This is a genomic window from Spirobacillus cienkowskii (genome assembly GCF_037081835.1).
Classification (GTDB): Bacteria; Bdellovibrionota_B; Oligoflexia; order Silvanigrellales; family Silvanigrellaceae; genus Silvanigrella; species Silvanigrella cienkowskii.
This window is the reverse complement of record NZ_CP146516.1, coordinates 596,168-613,680: the sequence shown is the minus strand read 5'-3', so window position 1 is coordinate 613,680 and position 17,513 is coordinate 596,168. Positions and strand designations below refer to the sequence as shown.

Annotated in this window: 16 protein-coding genes; 7 read left to right on the top strand and 9 right to left on the bottom strand. The window is 26.8% G+C overall.

Going from position 1 to position 17,513, the window contains the following annotated elements; genetic code table 11:
- Nucleotides 1–5: 5 nt before the first annotated feature.
- Together Spiro2_RS02685 and Spiro2_RS02680 are read right to left on the bottom strand one after the other, a co-directional pair.
- On the bottom strand, nt 6–827 hold the full coding sequence (locus Spiro2_RS02685; RefSeq protein WP_338636845.1) for a leucine-rich repeat domain-containing protein: 822 nt from the start codon (nt 825–827) through the stop codon (nt 6–8).
- Between the two features lie 20 nt (nt 828–847).
- Nucleotides 848–1,630 carry a transporter substrate-binding domain-containing protein gene (locus Spiro2_RS02680; RefSeq protein ID WP_338636844.1) on the bottom strand — a complete coding sequence of 261 codons (783 nt, stop codon included), beginning with the start codon at nt 1,628–1,630 and terminating at the stop codon, nt 848–850.
- A 365-nt stretch (nt 1,631–1,995) separates the two neighbouring features.
- On the opposite strand from Spiro2_RS02680, the gene Spiro2_RS02675 reads away from it, so the two are divergent.
- Together Spiro2_RS02675 and Spiro2_RS02670 are read left to right on the top strand one after the other, a co-directional pair.
- Nucleotides 1,996–3,069 (top strand): threonine aldolase family protein, encoded by a 1,074-nt coding sequence (locus Spiro2_RS02675; RefSeq protein ID WP_338636843.1) that lies wholly within the window; start codon nt 1,996–1,998, stop codon nt 3,067–3,069.
- Nucleotides 3,070–3,240: 171 nt separating this feature from the next.
- Nucleotides 3,241–4,461 (top strand): GAF domain-containing sensor histidine kinase, encoded by a 1,221-nt coding sequence (locus tag Spiro2_RS02670; RefSeq protein ID WP_338636842.1) that lies wholly within the window; start codon nt 3,241–3,243, stop codon nt 4,459–4,461.
- A 5-nt stretch (nt 4,462–4,466) separates the two neighbouring features.
- Here Spiro2_RS02670 and Spiro2_RS02665 read toward each other — a convergent pair whose 3' ends face one another.
- The 7 genes from Spiro2_RS02665 to Spiro2_RS02635 all read right to left on the bottom strand — a co-directional run bounded on the left by Spiro2_RS02665 (nt 4,467) and on the right by Spiro2_RS02635 (nt 12,421).
- Nucleotides 4,467–5,351: a hypothetical protein gene (locus Spiro2_RS02665; protein WP_338636841.1), complete on the bottom strand. Its 885-nt coding sequence runs from the start codon at nt 5,349–5,351 to the stop codon at nt 4,467–4,469.
- A gap of 51 nt (nt 5,352–5,402) precedes the next feature.
- Nucleotides 5,403–6,194 carry a hypothetical protein gene (locus Spiro2_RS02660; protein ID WP_338636840.1) on the bottom strand — a complete coding sequence of 264 codons (792 nt, stop codon included), beginning with the start codon at nt 6,192–6,194 and terminating at the stop codon, nt 5,403–5,405.
- A gap of 9 nt (nt 6,195–6,203) precedes the next feature.
- A complete protein-coding gene (locus Spiro2_RS02655) occupies nt 6,204–7,040 on the bottom strand; it encodes an ABC transporter permease (RefSeq protein ID WP_338636839.1) in 837 nt (278 codons plus the stop codon).
- Nucleotides 7,015–7,764, bottom strand: coding sequence for an ATP-binding cassette domain-containing protein (locus Spiro2_RS02650; protein ID WP_338636838.1), 750 nt, complete (start codon nt 7,762–7,764; stop codon nt 7,015–7,017). Before Spiro2_RS02650 ends, Spiro2_RS02655 begins: the two co-directional genes overlap by 26 nt.
- Nucleotides 7,765–7,907: 143 nt before the next feature.
- Entirely contained in the window at nt 7,908–9,008 is a 1,101-nt protein-coding gene (gene rlmM / locus Spiro2_RS02645; protein WP_338636837.1) for a 23S rRNA (cytidine(2498)-2'-O)-methyltransferase RlmM, read from the bottom strand.
- 16 nt (nt 9,009–9,024) lie between these two features.
- A complete protein-coding gene (locus Spiro2_RS02640) occupies nt 9,025–10,269 on the bottom strand; it encodes a hypothetical protein (protein WP_338636836.1) in 1,245 nt (414 codons plus the stop codon).
- A 1-nt stretch (nt 10,270) separates the two neighbouring features.
- On the bottom strand, nt 10,271–12,421 hold the full coding sequence (locus tag Spiro2_RS02635; RefSeq protein WP_338636835.1) for a hypothetical protein: 2,151 nt from the start codon (nt 12,419–12,421) through the stop codon (nt 10,271–10,273).
- A 245-nt stretch (nt 12,422–12,666) separates the two neighbouring features.
- Between Spiro2_RS02635 and Spiro2_RS02630 the strand changes: the two genes are divergently transcribed.
- From Spiro2_RS02630 to Spiro2_RS02610, 5 genes are all read left to right on the top strand, one after another.
- Nucleotides 12,667–13,869, top strand: a complete 1,203-nt coding sequence (locus Spiro2_RS02630; RefSeq protein WP_338636834.1) for a radical SAM protein — start codon at nt 12,667–12,669, stop codon at nt 13,867–13,869.
- A gap of 76 nt (nt 13,870–13,945) precedes the next feature.
- On the top strand, nt 13,946–14,977 hold the full coding sequence (locus tag Spiro2_RS02625) for a hypothetical protein (protein WP_338636833.1): 1,032 nt from the start codon (nt 13,946–13,948) through the stop codon (nt 14,975–14,977).
- A 283-nt stretch (nt 14,978–15,260) separates the two neighbouring features.
- Nucleotides 15,261–15,518, top strand: a complete 258-nt coding sequence (locus Spiro2_RS02620; RefSeq protein ID WP_338636832.1) for a hypothetical protein — start codon at nt 15,261–15,263, stop codon at nt 15,516–15,518.
- 9 nt (nt 15,519–15,527) lie between these two features.
- A complete protein-coding gene (locus Spiro2_RS02615) occupies nt 15,528–16,724 on the top strand; it encodes a queuosine precursor transporter (RefSeq protein ID WP_338636831.1) in 1,197 nt (398 codons plus the stop codon).
- Nucleotides 16,724–17,500 (top strand): queuosine precursor transporter, encoded by a 777-nt coding sequence (locus tag Spiro2_RS02610; protein ID WP_338636830.1) that lies wholly within the window; start codon nt 16,724–16,726, stop codon nt 17,498–17,500. Before Spiro2_RS02615 ends, Spiro2_RS02610 begins: the two co-directional genes overlap by 1 nt.
- Nucleotides 17,501–17,513: the final 13 nt, after the last annotated feature.

Sequence of the window (17,513 nt, the reverse complement as noted above, 5' to 3'; positions counted from 1 at the left end):
AATGATTAATCAATTTTTAACGATCTCGGAAACAAATCGTAATCATCATCATACAAAGGATTCCCAGAAAGACCTAATTCAAATAAATTTCTTAGATCTTTAAGTACCCTAACGTTACGAATTCTATTGTTCCTTAAATCTAGTTTAGTTAAATTATTTAAATTTTGAATAAAATCAATTTCACTTATTTGATTTTCTGCTAGTAATAGTGTACTCAAACTCCTAGACTTAGCAAGTGGCTCTAAATTATCTAAAATATTTTTATTTGCGCTCAATTTTTTAAGAGACTGTAAATTTTTCAAAGGCATTATATCTGAAATATCATTATCAGAAATATCGAGTTCTTCTATATTTACAAGTTGCGATAATTCACATATTTTTCTAATTTTATTTTTTTTAAGAGTTAATATTTTTAAGTTTTTTAAAGAATTAAGTTCGCTCACATCAGAAAAATTATTTTCGTCTAAATGTAATTCATGCAAGCACAAAAAATTACTAATCTCTCCTAATTTTTTTAAATTATGACCTTTTATTGATAAAATTCTTAAATTTTTTAAACACTTTAAATCATCATAGTTAGAAATAATCTGATAATTTAAATTTAATTCTTCTAATTGAGAAAAAAACTGCAAAAAAAATGCATCCATCAAAAATTTTTTACTTTCCGGAAAGGCGCTCAAATCTAATTTTTTTAATGAAAGCAGAATTTTTTCTGCTTCAATTGGAATTTTAGACCTAGCAATACGAAACAAATTTTTTACACTAAATTCATGCTCTACTGATAACCGTGTTTCACCAAGATAATCTAGCAAACTATTATATTTCATTATTTATCATCCTCCCAATACTATTTAAAATAAAACTCTTTTAACAACTTATATTCATCACTTTTTTCAAAATGATCAAGAAATTTGTTAAATTTATTAATAAGATGATCATCTTCTTTTCTTGCCGCCATCGCAATATAGCCTTGATTATTAGAAATAATTGTATAAAATTTAGTTTTCATTTCTTTAGAAACCTCACGAATAAAAATATCGTCATCGACAAATGTTTCTACCTTTTTTTGAATTAACGCGCTAACCTGATCGCTTAACGTATCAAATTGCAAATGGTTTGCATTCTTAAGATAATCTTTTAAAAAAAGTGTTGCAGCAGAACCAGTGTGTGAAGCAATTTTAATCCCTTCTTTATCAATATCAGAAAAAATTTTATACTTTTTTCTATTTTCTGGATTGTCTAATAATGCCGCGGAAATAGTAGCAAAATGAACTGGTTTAGAAAATAATACCGCATTTTTTCGCTCTTCGGTAATTGTTAATCCAGACGCAATAAAATCACATTTTCCGGTTTGTAATGAAGGAATTAAACCTTCCATTTTTGTGTCAATCATTTGTAACTTAACTCCTAAATATTTGCTAAAAGCTTTCATTAAGTCAACATCAAAACCTTGCCACTCTCCTTTATTATTTTTATATTCAAAAGGAATAAACCCTGCTTGGGAACAAACGGTTAATACTCCTAGCTTTTTAATACTCTCTAAGCTGTTCACGTTTTTAGGGATAGCCCAAGATATTTGACTTAAAAGCATAAATATAATAATAGTTAATTTAACATTAAAAAAATACATGATATTTCCTTTTAACAATTAAAGTGTCTTAATAACAATTTAAAATTTTTCTAATTATTTCAGCAAGTTACCTAAGTGCTCGCAAAAATATTATGTAAATAATTGTAATAAATAGATTTTTAGTGATGTGAACGATGATGATGATAATGTTTAGCTAGGTTGGAAAATACTAATTGCATTGCAGTATTACTAAAAAGCATTATAAAGCGTGGTAAAAAAACGAGAAACTTGAAAATCATTTCATCACCATATAAAAGAGTTTGCATAGCTTGGTTTCTTTATGGTTAGATAAAGACCAATGTGCGAGCCTACCTTACGCTTCGTCATCTTGGCAAGTATCATTTTTTTTGGTTACTAGGATTTTTATGCAAGACTCTAAAATTATTCAATTCGCTAGCGATAATTACGTTGGCACTCATCCTGAAATTATAAAAAAAATTGTAGAATCAATGACTTCCATAGAGCTTCCATATGGGCAAGATTCTTATTCACAACAGGCATCCAAAGATCTGCAAAAATCATTTCAAACTGATTGCAAATCTTTTTTTGTTGGAACAGGAACTGCTGCCAATGTTCTTGCCTTAAAAACCATCTTAAAAAGCCATCATGCAGTTGTATGCACAGATATTGCACATATTAATGGAGCAGAATGTGGTGCTTTAGAAAATATGACTGGAGCAAAAATTTTTCAGGCAAAGCATCAACAAGGCAAACTGACAATCAGCGCAATAGAAAACATCTTAAATGCTAAAAATGATTTTCACCATAACACTCCAAAAGCTGTTTCAATCACTCAACCTACAGAGCTTGGCACAGTTTATACACTCCAAGAAATTAAAGAAATTTGTGACTATGCACACTCAAAAAATCTATTTGTTCATATGGATGGAGCGCGACTTGCGAATGCAGCAGCTACTTTAAATGTTAATTTAAAAGAAATGGTAACAGATACTGGTGTTGACATTCTTTCTTTTGGTGCAACAAAGAATGGAGGAAGCCTTGCAGAGGCTGTGGTTATTTTTAATAAAAAACTAGCAGAAGACTTTATCCATATTCAAAAACAAGGCATGCAGTTGTTTTCAAAATCTCGTATTATACCTGCACAATTTATTGCATATCTTAAAGATCATTTATGGTTCAATAATGCTAAACATGCAAATAAGGTAGCTAAAGAAATTGCAGAAAGTTTACAAAACTTAAAATTTATTAAAACTTTAATGCCTGTTGAAACAAACCAAATTTTTATAGAACTTCCAACATCTTTAAAAGATCACCTATTATCAAAATATTACTTGTACATTTCGTCAGAAGATCAAGTGACACAAACTACGACATTTAGAATAGTGACCTCTTACAACACTTCCCCCGAAGATGCACAAAAGTTAATGTCTTATTTAAAATCTTTAGACTATGATTATGAACTCACTTTAAAAGTTTAATTTTTCGTTATTTTATTTTTTTCGTTTCTTTCTTCATAAAAAAACAAAAAGCACTTATTTAAGTGCTTTTTGTTTTTTTTATCTTAAAAAATTTTTTTCTTTAGAATCTCGATTCTGGTAGTATACAATGATAAAATAATTTTATAAAAAAATAAACTCTTAAGGATATATATGCTAAAAGCCTCAGCTGAAAACTCCGAAAAACTAAGACTTCAAGCTCTTAAAGAATACAATATTCTTGATAGTCCTCCAGAGCTCACCCATGATGAAATTACCAAAATTGCTGCCTATATTTGTAATACACCGGTTTCGCTTATTAGCTTAATCGATACTAATCGGCAATGGTTTAAATCAAAATTTGGTTTCGGTGTTTCTGAGACCCCTCGCAATATTTCTTTTTGTAACCATGCAATTTATGAAAATGATATATTTATTATTGAAGATGCAACAAAAGATGAACGTTTTAACAACAATCCGCTAGTAATCAGTGATCCTTACATTAAATTTTATGCTGGAGCTCAGCTTAGAACTCCAAAAGGAATCACTATAGGGACTCTTTGCGTTATTGATTACAAACCAAACCATTTAAATGAAACTCAAATTGAAATTTTAAAATCCTTATCTAAACATGTTATAAATTTTTTTGAACTTCGATTAAAAAATGCACGAATAATTGAAAATGAAAGAAAACTAATTACTCATGCTAAACTGAATTCTTTGGGTGAAATGGCCTCCGGAATAGCCCACGAAATTAATAATCCCTTAGCAATAATTTCTGGAAAAATAGAACTGATTACTTTTGCTACCAAAAGTTCAAATAATTTAAATATTAGTAACCTTCAAACAGATTTAATAAAAATTTCTGCAGCGATAGAAAGAATTTCAAAAATTATAAAAGGATTACAACATTTTGCTAAAAACTCAGACGAAGATAAATTTGAATTCACACCATTAAATAATATAATTTCAAATGTTCTTGATTTAATTTATCAAAAATTTTCAAATAAAAACATCCATATTAATCTAAAAATTAATTCTGATCAAATAATATACTGTAGACAAAGTCAAATTAGCCATGTATTTATGAATTTATTTTTAAATTCATACGATGCATTAGAAAATTCAAAAAATAAAAAGAAATTAATAAAAATATACTCAGAACGTAAGGAAAATACAATAAAAATATATTTTATTGATAATGGAAATGGAATACCTAAAGAAAATGTTGATAGAATTATGGAACCATTTTTTACTACAAAAGAAATAGGTCAAGGAATTGGATTAGGTTTAAGTATGTGCAAAGGAATCATAGAAGAACATAACGGAAATTTTTATGTTGATATCAATCACAAAGAGACTTGCTTTGTGATTGAATTGCCAATTATTAAATGAAATAATTAGTGAGAATAATAATTATATATTATTGGATGCCAAAATTTTGGGTTATTAAATTCTGTTGTTTTTGGTAAAATTGGATTTTTTAAATAAAAAAACTTTCTACTGCTTAAATTTGCCTTAGTCAAAACTTCATTATTGTATTTTTCGAATAACTTATTAAAAGAACCATCATTAATAGCACTTATAAAGCCATAATTTATTCGTTCGGCAAGTTTTTTATTTTTTTTGCTAACAAAAAAATAATAACCAATTGGATATACAATTGCCCAATTACTGATAACATCAATATCAAATTCTTTTTGACGTTCATCTGCAATTTCATAAACTTCTAACGCACCCAAAGGAAAAATATCAAATCTTTTTCTTTCGAGCATTGGATATAAATTTTGATATTGTAATGAGGTAATAACATTTATATTATTTTTTTGTAAAATAGTAGTATCAGGCCAATCAAAAACTTGACCAGCTTTTAAACTTTTTAAGTTATCAAACGTTTTTACATTTTCAATTCTAGATTTTTCTTTTTTGAGAACTATAGGAATACGAACTCCAAGAAGCCCCTTAAATATGCAAAATCGAATAGGAATCGTAAGACTTTCTCTTTCTATAGATGTCATAGTTGCAACGACATGAACCTCGGGATTGCTTTTATTTAGCTCTTGAAAAGATCTTGATTGAGACATTTTTTCTGACTTTACTAATTTATAGTCTCCAAATTTTTGTTTCGATTTATCTAAAATTAATTTTAAAACCATAAGTTCATAACTTAATGTTTCATCGTTTTGCGATGCAGAAAGAGAATGCTTTATAATTTCTTGTGAAAAAATATAATTATTACATAAAAAAGAAACTATTAAAATAATAATTAGTTTAAAAAAATTCATATTAATCCAATAAAATATAATTTTACACATAACTATACTTTTTACATTGAATTATTGTATAATTTTTTTTAATGGATTACAAATTTTAAAAAGAAATTTTTCACGAAATATTGTAAATAAACAATAAGATATAAAAATTGTTATAAAATTTAATAATAAATAAGCAATTGTTTTATAAAAATAAATATCTTCAAATAAAATTTTTTTAAATTGCGCTTGATGCAAAATAATAGAAAATTTTGGGGTATAAAACTGAGCTATCAAAAAACAAAGAATCATAGAAAATGTCAAAATTTTGTTGCTAAAAATAGTATAAAAAAATAATGTCATTGAAGAAATTAAAGAAAATGAACAATAACAAATAAAATAGTATTTTACTACATAAACAAAAAAACTAAAATAACTAATAGGTTCATTTTTTCCGTAAACAAAGATTAAATCTGGAACATCAAATAATATTAAACCTAAAACTAAATTTACTAAACAAAAAACTAAAATAATAAATAATAAAACAAAATTTAAAAAAACAATCTTACTTAAAAAAACTTCTTTTAAACTAATTTTTTTATAATAAAAAATTTTAAAAAATTTAAAATCAAATAAAATTATAGCTAAAAAAATTGAAATCATATTAAATGTAAATATAGAGTTTTCTAACATAATATGGATTATAAAATTAAGCGAATTAATATGATTTACATCATTTTCATTTGGATATACAATATTATTTCTAGTATAAAGAAAGGCAAATAGTACATTAACAAATAACAAAAAAATAAAAATGTAAAACAATAAATTTCTTTTATAAATTAAGAATAAATCACTTTTTATCAAGATATTCATAAAATTACCTTATAATTTATTATACATTTTTATATACAATTTACTAGAAATAAAAAATGCGATCAATAATAAAACAGAAAATATCGACATATAAAATATATTTTTTCCGTTAATAAATTCAACTATCCCACTTAATTGAAATTGCGTTAATGAAAAATAATCAAACATTTTAAAATCTTCTTTATTTCTGTAACCAAAATTATATAAAATTTTATTTTTAATAAAAGGATAAATAATGTTTAAAAATAAAAAGAATAAAGTTAGCATAATAGAATAAAAAGAATTTTTAATGTAAGAGTTTATTATAATTAAACACAATGAAAATGGCACCATAGTAATTAAAGATAAAATGTAGAATATAACCGTATTTCTGAACCACTGCATATATCCTATTTCAATATCAGAAGAAAAAAATGTAATTTTTTCGACATTTTCAAGCAACAAAAAACCAGAAACATAACTACTTATGAAAAATACAAAATATACATAAATCAAAAAAAAATAAAAGATAATTAATTTTGTTATAAAAAATTGAATCTTAGAAATTGGTCTTAAAAAAAGAAATTTTAAAAAACCACTATCAAGCTCTTTATAAAAAAAATTTGCTGTAAATATTATGAACATAAAATTTAAAAAAACAGCCTGAATTTCTGACAAAAAAAGAATTGGATAACTAGAAAAAGAAGGAAATGTAGGTAAAATTTTTTCAATCATTGAGTATTTAATTTTATAAAAATATGCAATTAAAAAATTGATTGTAAATAATAATAAAGAAAATAATATTAAAAATTTTTTGTTAAAAAAGTAAAATCTTTGTAGCTCAGATTTTAGTAATATATTGATCACTTTCAATAGCCTCTATAAAAAAATTCTCTAATGATTTATTGTATTCATAAACTTCATTTTTTTTGCCTTGCCACAAATTTTTTCCATTTTTAATTAAAACCAAGTCTGTAAAAATATCTTCGAGTTCGCTGACCATATGACTAGAAATAAAAAAAGTTTTTTGTTTTTCTTTAGAATAATATTTAATAATTTCTTTTAAATCTCTTAAACCAATAAGATCTATTCCATTTGTAGGCTCATCAAGTATTAAAATATCGGGGTCACCTAAAAGCGCTTGTGCAATACCCAATCGTTGTTTCATACCTAAAGAAAAATTTTTTACTTTTTCGTCTTTATTTTTTTTTAGCCCTACGACATCTAGTACTTCATAAACTCTCTGTAATATATATTTTTTCTCAATATTTGGCGTTAAAATTCCTAAATTATATAAATTGTCTTCTGCACTGAGTGAAGGATAAAATTCTGGTAATTCAATTATTGCACCAATATGTACACAAGATTTATGATTTTTATCCAACACCTTATCAAAAATTTTTATATTTCCACTATCTGGAACAATAAGACCCGTTAACATACTTAGTGTTATCGTTTTTCCAGAACCATTAGGACCTAAAAATCCAGTAACTGAGCCTTTTTCAACTGTAAATGAAAGCTTATCTATTATATTTTTTTTATAAATTTTTTTATCTAAATTTTTAACTTCAATTGCAAATTGTCCATTCATAAGCTACCTTTTCATTTATTAATAAACAATGAATATAAAAAAAAATTTTTAATGTCAAATAAATATATTAACAATTTTATAGATATTTTTAATTTTTTAATATTTTTATAGAAAAATAGGTAGCCAATAATTTAAATAAACTATTACGAAGTCGCACCATATATATACAACCATACCGTTACTTCATCACGATCATGATACAACTGTTTGCATTTTATATTAAATTTAATGTTTGCAGAATTTAAATTTTCTTCAATATACATAATACACTTTTTAACTTCATCATATTTTTTTTTCATGGGCAATTTTAAATTAAAAATAAACTCGCTTGCAATTTTACAACTCGCTCTTTCTGCAATAAGTTGGGCAATTCTAAAAGGTTTTTCTACCATATCACACACTAACCAATGAACTGGTTTTTTTGGAATAAACTTAAAACCATCTACTTGTAAGTGTTCTACTAATCCAGAGTTTAGTAAAGACTTATCCATTGCGCCATTATCAATTGCATAAACATATATACTTCTTTTAACAAATTGGTATGTCCAACCTCCAGGACTTGCGCCTAAATCTATCGCTTTCATGCCTGGTTGTAAACGTGTTGCGCGATCTGCCTCGCTCATAAATGTTAAAAAAGCTTCTTCGAGTTTTAATGTAGATCGACTGGGAGCATTTTCAGGAAATTTTAATCGAGGAATACCCATATACCACTTTGAAGAGCGACCAATCAGGCTTAAGCCAATAAAACAAGATCGACTATCTAAAAAAACAAGATGCAAACGATAAAGAGAATTATTTATATCTCGTAAAATATACCCCTTATTTTTAAGCGCAGAGACCATTGGGCTTGTAAATTTTTTACAAAAACTGAGAATTTCTTTATACTCATCGGTATCAAACGTTTCAACAAACAAATCTTCTAAGTATTTGTTATCTTTTATTAAATCTAAAAAATATTGTTCAAGATACGCTAATATAGGATTTGTGCGATTTTTTTCTGGAAGACTTGAGCACATTGGAGAGGTCAATAATATTTGTCTCGAAAAAATAAGTTTTTCGAGATGCAAATTTTTCCAAAATGAAACTACTTGCGTTTGATCTATGAAATGAAACAACACATGAGCTGAGTTTTCTTTAGCATTTACATAACCTTGAATATTAAGCAATGCCGCATATTCAATAATTTCTGCCGCACATTCTTTTTCAAAACCCGCACGACAATATAATAAAATAGATAACTGCATGAATAAGTACTTTCAATTAGAATATAACTGTAGGAAAATTAATATAGTTTCTTGAAGATGTTAGCAAATTCACCACACTATAATCTTTTGCATCCATTGAGGTAGATACAGCTCCTCTGCCAATTTGACAAGTTAAAGTTCGAGTATCTAAAAGACAACTAAATAAGTATTTTTGTGCTGCATTATTATATATTACAGAACCAGAAACATTACTCACATAAATTTTTCTAGCTTCTTCATTTAAACTTTGAGCAGTCGTTTCTTTTAAATTAAACCAATAAGAATCAGTATTTGTATATTTAGTGACATATTGAGATTTCTCGTCATAAATTCCTGCTTTTTCATTAATAAAAATAGAATTTCTATCTGCAGACAATCCTCCTATTTCAAAATACTGAAATCCATTTTTAATTCTCTCTTTCGTTAAAATTTTAGTAATTTCTGGAGTATGAATATTATTAAAATTAGAGATATCAATTAAAAAAACATTAACAGTATTAGAAATATTATTTTGATAAGGGTTACAAAGTACCACTAATTTACTAGAATCTATAACATTAACATGCCTTGCGGCGTTAAAACAATTTGGTATAGGCCAAGAATTTTTAACAGTTAACATTTTATCATCGAGTTGATAAATATATGGTTTAACAGTATTATCATTCCAAGATCCTTGAGAAACAACAAAAATATTTTGATTATCATGCAAAATTGCACTTAAATTTGAACTTGAAATAGATGCGGTTGCATAATTTGTGTGATGTAAATTTTCTATCTTTCTTTTACCAATTATAATTTTTTGTGTATCCTTTGAAGTTTGTATCGCTTCACCAAGATCATAGCCAACTCCAACTATACTTTCTTTAAAAAAAGCAAGCGCATGTAAGTTCATAGGAAAATTACTATTTTCTGTAAACTTATTACCTGAAGTTAAATAAGTTACTCTTGAAGGCTTCTGTGTTGAAAACCTTTCAATAAAATAAATATCTTCAAGATCTTTATAAATGTTCATTTTTTGCACAACCATTGCATCACCACTAAAGAAGCGAGTATCTAATAGTTCTGCTGTATTATTTGAAAAATTGAACCTCATTAAATTGCTATAATCTCCATAAGAATTTATAGTATAATACGAAAAATATGGTTCCACACTATTATTTAAGTAATCTTTATCACTAAATTTATAATTAGTATTTTTTAGATCTCCACAAGCAGAAATTAAAATATAAATTATAAAAAAAAATAGACAATTTTTTTTCATATTAAAACTCACTTATTATTGATAAATATATACGTCTGCCTGGACTTGGATATCCCAAAACTCCATTTGATTGATAAATTTGACTAAAACCAGTTTTATCTGTAACAACAGAAAAATTTTCATTAAAAATATTAAATAAATCAAATAGTATTTTAAAATTTATTCCTCTTGTTATATTTTCAAAACTAAATAAAATTCCAGAATTATACACTACTGGTACTTTCATAGAAGTATAATTTTCATTATCTAAATAAAACTCACTTTGCCAATTAAAATTAAAATACCCTCCAAATTTTGTATTAAAATTAAAAAAATTTCCTGCATAAATATTGTCATAATTAAGACCATAACTCGCTGAGTGTATAGGACTTCGCGGTAAAGTAGTGTCTCCGATATTAATATTATTTAATATCTTTGCATTGAGAAAGTTATAAGAAAATGAAGATCGCACATAATCAGAAAAATAAAAATCTGAATTTAAATAATAACCGTAACGAAGACTATTTTCAATATTTTGAAACTGTGATGTATTAGAGTTATTTTGCTGTAAAAATATTAAATTATGATCTTTCGCATAAAAATATCCAATTTCTCCTACAGGTAATCTAACGCCTGTTTCAAATTTTTGGCTTTTTTCTGGTAATAATTGTACGTTTGGTAAAATTCCATTTGGAGCACCATAAAATTCATGAAGATGTGGTCTTCGCATTGACTGCGATATTCGTAAAAAAGAAATAAGTTTATTATAACCTAGCTGAATTGAAAAATTTCCTCCATAGACAGGTTCTTCTTGCTGAATAAAGTTATTTTGACAAATATTTTGAATGCTAGGATAGTTGCAGTCCATCTTGGAATTTGCATTTGAAATTGATATCCAAGAATTTAAGCTTGACGATAAAACAAAATTGTTATTGATTGGAAATACAATAGAATTAAAAAGTGCTGGCTTAAAATCTGTTCTATTTGCATTAGCAAAACTATCAAAACTTGAAGATTGACCTGCTGGGACAAAAGTTTTTGTTTGCTGTTGCGTATGCAATACTTCAAATGCTAATCCAGAATATTCTTCACTAATAATATTAGAAGGAATAATAAACCATGATTTGAGTTGCGCAGAATAACTCAACACGCTCCCTGCTTGACCAGAAAAACCAGCAGTTACATTTTGATTTTTAGAGTAGCTATAAGATAAACCTATTTGATTACTCCATTGCACACCGCTATCTGGAAAGATTTTTTCGTTATTTAAAACAGCCAAAACTAGATTATTATTTAATCGCGCATATGAAACAGATCCAGGTAGAGCAGGAATTCCACTTGAGCGCGTCCCTGCAATAAGATCAAAATCTATTTTGCCAAATTTTTGGTTATAAGTAGAAATTCCTAAACTATAACCAAATTTTTTAAAATCATTATTTTTTAATGGCTCATAATTTCCTTGATCTGCATATAAAACAGAATTATTATTATTAAATACAGGGTAATCTTCTTTACTCGATATTGATTCAATTGTAGTGTTAATCTCTGTTTCTTTATTTAATTTTAAATAATAGCTCGCATTTAATTGTAAAAAACTATAAGAACCAATTTTATTAACAATCTTAAAATAATTTTTACCTTGCTCTGGCTTTAAAGAAACACAATTATAAAAGCGACAAGGAAGTATATTAATGTCTCCAGAAATTCCCATAGATCCTAACCAAAATGGCGCAACATCAGGATAGACATATAACGATCCCAATGCACCCAAGGGCAAAAGCGAAATATTTGAACCTGCTAAGGAAGAAAGCGATAAACCTTTAAAATATAGAGTGGGCTCAAATGCCCGCGCGCCTCGAAGTCGCACACGCAACACCCCTGCCTCTCCTCCATAACGCTCAACTTGTGCCGCACGCGTTTGGCTTAAAAAGTCTTCAATACTTCTTGGTGCAGCAGAACTGCCTGAAAGATTTTTTGAATCAATCACTTCTTGATTGATATTACCCGCCGAGGGGTTAAGCAAAGTTTCAACAGAAGAATTAAAATCTCTTTCCAATTGAGACAGATTGCTATCTTGTTGTGCTTCAGGCTGTATAATAACTGGTATACTATTTTGTTGCGCTAACGCATAACGAGAAAAACATATAAAAATAAATATTCTTTTAATCATCATTCATTATATTTTTAATATTGCAATTAAGCTGTTTTATTACAAAAAAATACATTCAACAGTTAACTGACACATTTTAATATTTTTGTCAATTAATGAACTGTAAGTTATAATTAAATTTATATAAGCAAAATATTAATTGACAAATTATTTTATTTTAAACTATTATTTTAAAATAAAATCGAGTACAAACAACGCTCGCTTTTATATAATGCATGTATCTATCAAAAAATTACGGATCAACAACAATGCTAACTTTAAATTCGCAACGATCAGAAATTGGTTTTTATTTTCATATTCCTTTTTGCTCTCACATTTGTCCATATTGCGACTTTATTAAAACCTCTAATTTTTCAAAAAAATCGGTTAATTCTTTTTTTATAGAATTAAAATCTCAGTTACTATATTTTATTAATTTAATTCCTAATTATCATCACAAACACGTTACTGTTTATTTTGGCGGTGGAACCCCTGGATTATTTGAAGCTTCTTATTACAAAGATTTCATTGATATTTTAAAGCAATATTTTATTATAGAAGAGTGCACATTAGAAACCAATCCATATACTAATATTAAACGCAAATTTGATTCTTATTTTCAAGTTGGATTTGATCGCATTACTCTTGGCGCACAATCCATTTGCCCCAATACATTAAAGTTTTTAGGAAGACGCCATACTCCTCAAGATGTACTTAAAAATATTCAATGGGCTAGCCATGCCGGTTTTAAAAATATCCAAGTCGATTTAATTTATGGTTTAAAAAAAGGGACTAGAACCATTGCGATTGAAGATGAAATTCTCACGCTTGCCAATATAGGAGCAACAGGCATTTCTGCCTATGCTCTAACAATAGAACCTAGAACTCTTTTTGACAAAACTGATTCTGCTAATGAAGAAATTGCTGAATTAGAATACTATCAAATTTTAACAGCATGCCAAAAAATTGGATTTAACCAATTGGAAACAAGCAATTTTTCAAAGTTTGAAGCAAAACACAACAACATTTATTGGTTCGGAAAACCTTACATTGGAATTGGAACAGGAGCTCATGGCCTTCTTCCAGCCACTCAACAAAACCCATATGGTATTCGTTACAAGATTGGCGATCCCAATGCCGTAACAGAACCCGGAAACGACAAACTTATTTTTTCTGATGAATCAGAAAAAATTAAAAATTTTTCTATTATTTTTGAACCCCATCGTTCAAAACAAGAATATTTAGAAGAAATGTTTTTCACTTTATTACGAACCCCAAATGGAATTCCAACCCGTTGGCTAGAAGAGCAGATAGACTTAAAAAAATTTATGAATTTATTGACATCTCATCCTAAAATCAAACGCGGGCTTGATGAACAAAAAATTCTACTAAACAAAGAAACTATCGCTATTGCCCCAAAAGAAAAAATTAGAGGTGACGCATGGGCAACAGAATTTATCTCCTTGATTTAAATATATTTACTTTATAATATAAATATAAATCTTTAAACTTAATTAAATAAAATTTAGCATTAAGGATAGTTTTTAAATGCGATTCTTGTTGAAATTATTAGCACTTTCTTATTTTATTTGCTATTCAGCAACTCTATTTTCGCAAGTTGATCCAACTATTCCTCTTCCTCAAAGAAATCTTCAAAATAAATTAATCAATCCAATAATTAACGAAAATCCATTCATGAGTAAACCTCCTGTAATTAAACCCACACCAAAAAATTTAACCAAACCATCTACTGGTCCAGAATTCATCGAAAAGCCAACTCCTCTTAAAAAAGATTTTATGGAACAAGAAGAGAAAATCGAAGAAGAAGTTGACGAAGAAGAACAACCAGAAGAAAAAAAGAACGAATCGAAATCAAATCAAGAAAACCAACCTCGCGATCCAAATGATGGGATGTTTGGCACTTTTCGGATTGGTCCCATGGTCGGATTTGGTATTTTAATGGGATTAAACTATAGCTTAGAAACAAAATTTCTCGATTATATAGGTTTATCTGTTAACTATGGTGGCTTTACCAATTTAAACTTATTATCACTTCCATTAATTAAAAGCTTTATCAACAGCAGCTCAACAGATTTTCAGCTCGATAAATTTGCGTTAAACTATAAACAATATGAAGTAAAACTTAGCATTTTTCCGATTCGCACAAGTTTTTATATTGGCGCAGCCTATGGAAGAAAAACAATTGGTGTAAATACTACCGGAAGAATAAATTTAACAGTATCAAATACACCAACAACCCAGATAAATACTCCCTTTAATCAATTAACTGAAATCACTACAATTTATTGGACACCTCAAATTGGATGGCTATCAACGAGCGGGTCTCCAATTGGATGGTTTGCATTTGGTTCTGAACTTGGCGTTCAATTGCCAATCCATGTGAGTGCCAATACAAGTGTGTCTTTTAGCAACCCAGCAGTGGCACCATTTATAAATGCTGCATTACAATCAGCTGAATACACGGAGTTCACCAATCAAATAAACAACGTGGTTGTCAGCAAATTAAAAAAATATCCTATACCTTATTGGAACATTGTAAAAATTGGCTGGATTTTTTAAAGTTAAATTTATTATCAAAATTTTTAAAAAATAAAAAATATTATAAAAAGTATAAAATTTAATTTAAAAAAAAATTTAATTATAAAAAATAACATTAAAATATTTTATAAGGACACCATTATTTAAAAAATCTGGAAAAATTAAAAAAATTTAAATTATAGTTGTAATTATAATAAAAATTTTATATTTACATGAAACTGATTTTCATATAATTCTAGTTATTCGAAGGAATTTTATATTTTAACAAAACATAAACTATTATTTTATTAAAAAGAATAAAAACATGAAATTTGTATTAAATAAAATTGAACAGTTTTTTCAATATTTTTTTGGAATACAAAATGACGATAAAGAAATAATCTCATTTTCATTTTCTCAAAACCAAACTATATACATTACTTATAAAAGTAAAATTAATGGAAAAATTTTTAAAAAAAATGTTCATATCTCTAAATCTAAATACCATATGAATGAATCTGAATTAGAAAAATTAAAACAAGAACTTGGAAAATTTCATTCTAAAAATATGTTAATTGAATAGAGAAATTTTATGAAAGAATACAACTATAATAAATCAAAAAATAATATACAAAATCTTAAAAATTTGTGGATATTAATTTTATTTTACTGTGTAGCCATGATTTTCTCAAACTGGTTTGATATCAGACTTATAAAATTACCTTTAATTGGTCTAGAAACTGATGCTGGCACACTTATTTTCCCTTTTACATTTATAATTTCTAGTATTATTACAGAAGTGTATGGATATAAAAATGCTCGATGGGCTATTTGGTGTGGACTTGCATTTAATGGATTTGGTTTATTATTTGGCCAATTGCTCGTTCAAATGGATTCACCCAATTATGCAAATAATCAAGCATTTGATACTTTGATTAAAAAAAATTCTTTAATAATTTTAGCTTCAACAATAAGCTACCTTATCGCAGAACCCCTTAACAGCTTTCTTATTGCTAAACTTAAAATAAAATATTCAAAATTCATTAAACTTAGATTTTTCTCAGCGAATTTTATATCAACCTTTATTGATAGTGCAATTTTTAGTATTATTGCTTTTAGTTTTGATTTAAGGTTAAATGAATTATTTGAATTATTTTTTACAATGTGGTGTATTAAATTATTTATTGTTTTTTGCACTCTATACTTTACACAAAATATTGTAAAGCATTTAAAGACAGAAGAAAAAATAGACATCTATGACAAAAATTTAAAATTCAATATTTTCAGCTTAGATACATTATACTCACAATTAGATAACCATTTTAAGGATGAAAAAATTGAATCAATAATTGACGATTTATATTTAGTTACTATAGATGTAAATCATAAAGAGTTAAGATCAATATGGGATTTAATAAAAATTCAAAATTATAAAATTTTCAATAATTTTGATGAATTCCTAAAAACCACAGAGTTTTCACAAAATTTCTGTTTAATAAATCACACAAATCATACTGTATGCGGTTACGCAAGAATCATAACGGATTACACAAAATATGCTTCAATTTGCGAAGTTCTTATTGATGAAAAAATTGAAGATAAAAGCTTAGAAAATAAATTTATAGCAAAACTATTAAGCCATAAAACATTAAAACAATTAACTGTATTTAAAATCAACAATAATCAAAATAAGCAAGTAAATATGGAAGTTCTATTATCTCCACAACAACCTTTAATCAATGATGCAAACATCAATGAGATTAAAATAATGGAGAAGCAAGTAAACTAATGAATTATAACCCAGAAATTATGGAAAATAAAATCCATAATCCTAAGATGCTGAGCTTTTTTATTCTTTTTTATACAGTTGCAATGATATACGCGAATTGGTTTGATCCCCGATTAATTCGCATTCCATTCTTAGGGTTAGAAACTGTTGCGGGTAATTTTATTTTTCCATTAACATTTTTGATTTCAAATATAATTACAGAAGTATACGGATTTAAACATGCTCGAAGAGCAATTTGGTGTGGTTTTGGGTTAAATTTTTTAGGAATTATTTTAGGCCAATTGATAACTTTACTCCCCTCTCCCAGCTATGCAGACAATTCGGCTTTTGATTCTATTATACAAAAAAGCACTAAAATTGTTATTGCTTCTGGCCTAAGTTATCTAATTGCAGAACCTTTAAACTCAATTATAATGTCAAAAATGAAAATAAAACTTAAAGAATTTATTGCAATTCGTTTTATTTGTTCTACTATATTTGCAACATTAATTGATAGTATCTTTTTTATTTTAATTGCATTTTGGGGAATTTTAAGTATCAATAATATGATAAAAATGATTCTTACGATGTGGGGAATTAAAGTATTTATTGAAATCTTTGGAACTCCATTTTCTGTTAGACTTGTTAAATATTTAAAAAACTATGAAAAAATGGATATCTATGACAGAAAAACAAAATACAATATTTTTAGTTTAGATACGACTTATGCAACTAATGAAAATGAGTTTTACAAACATCACAAACCAGAAAAAGATCAAAAACTACATACTATTTAAGTTAATTAAAAAA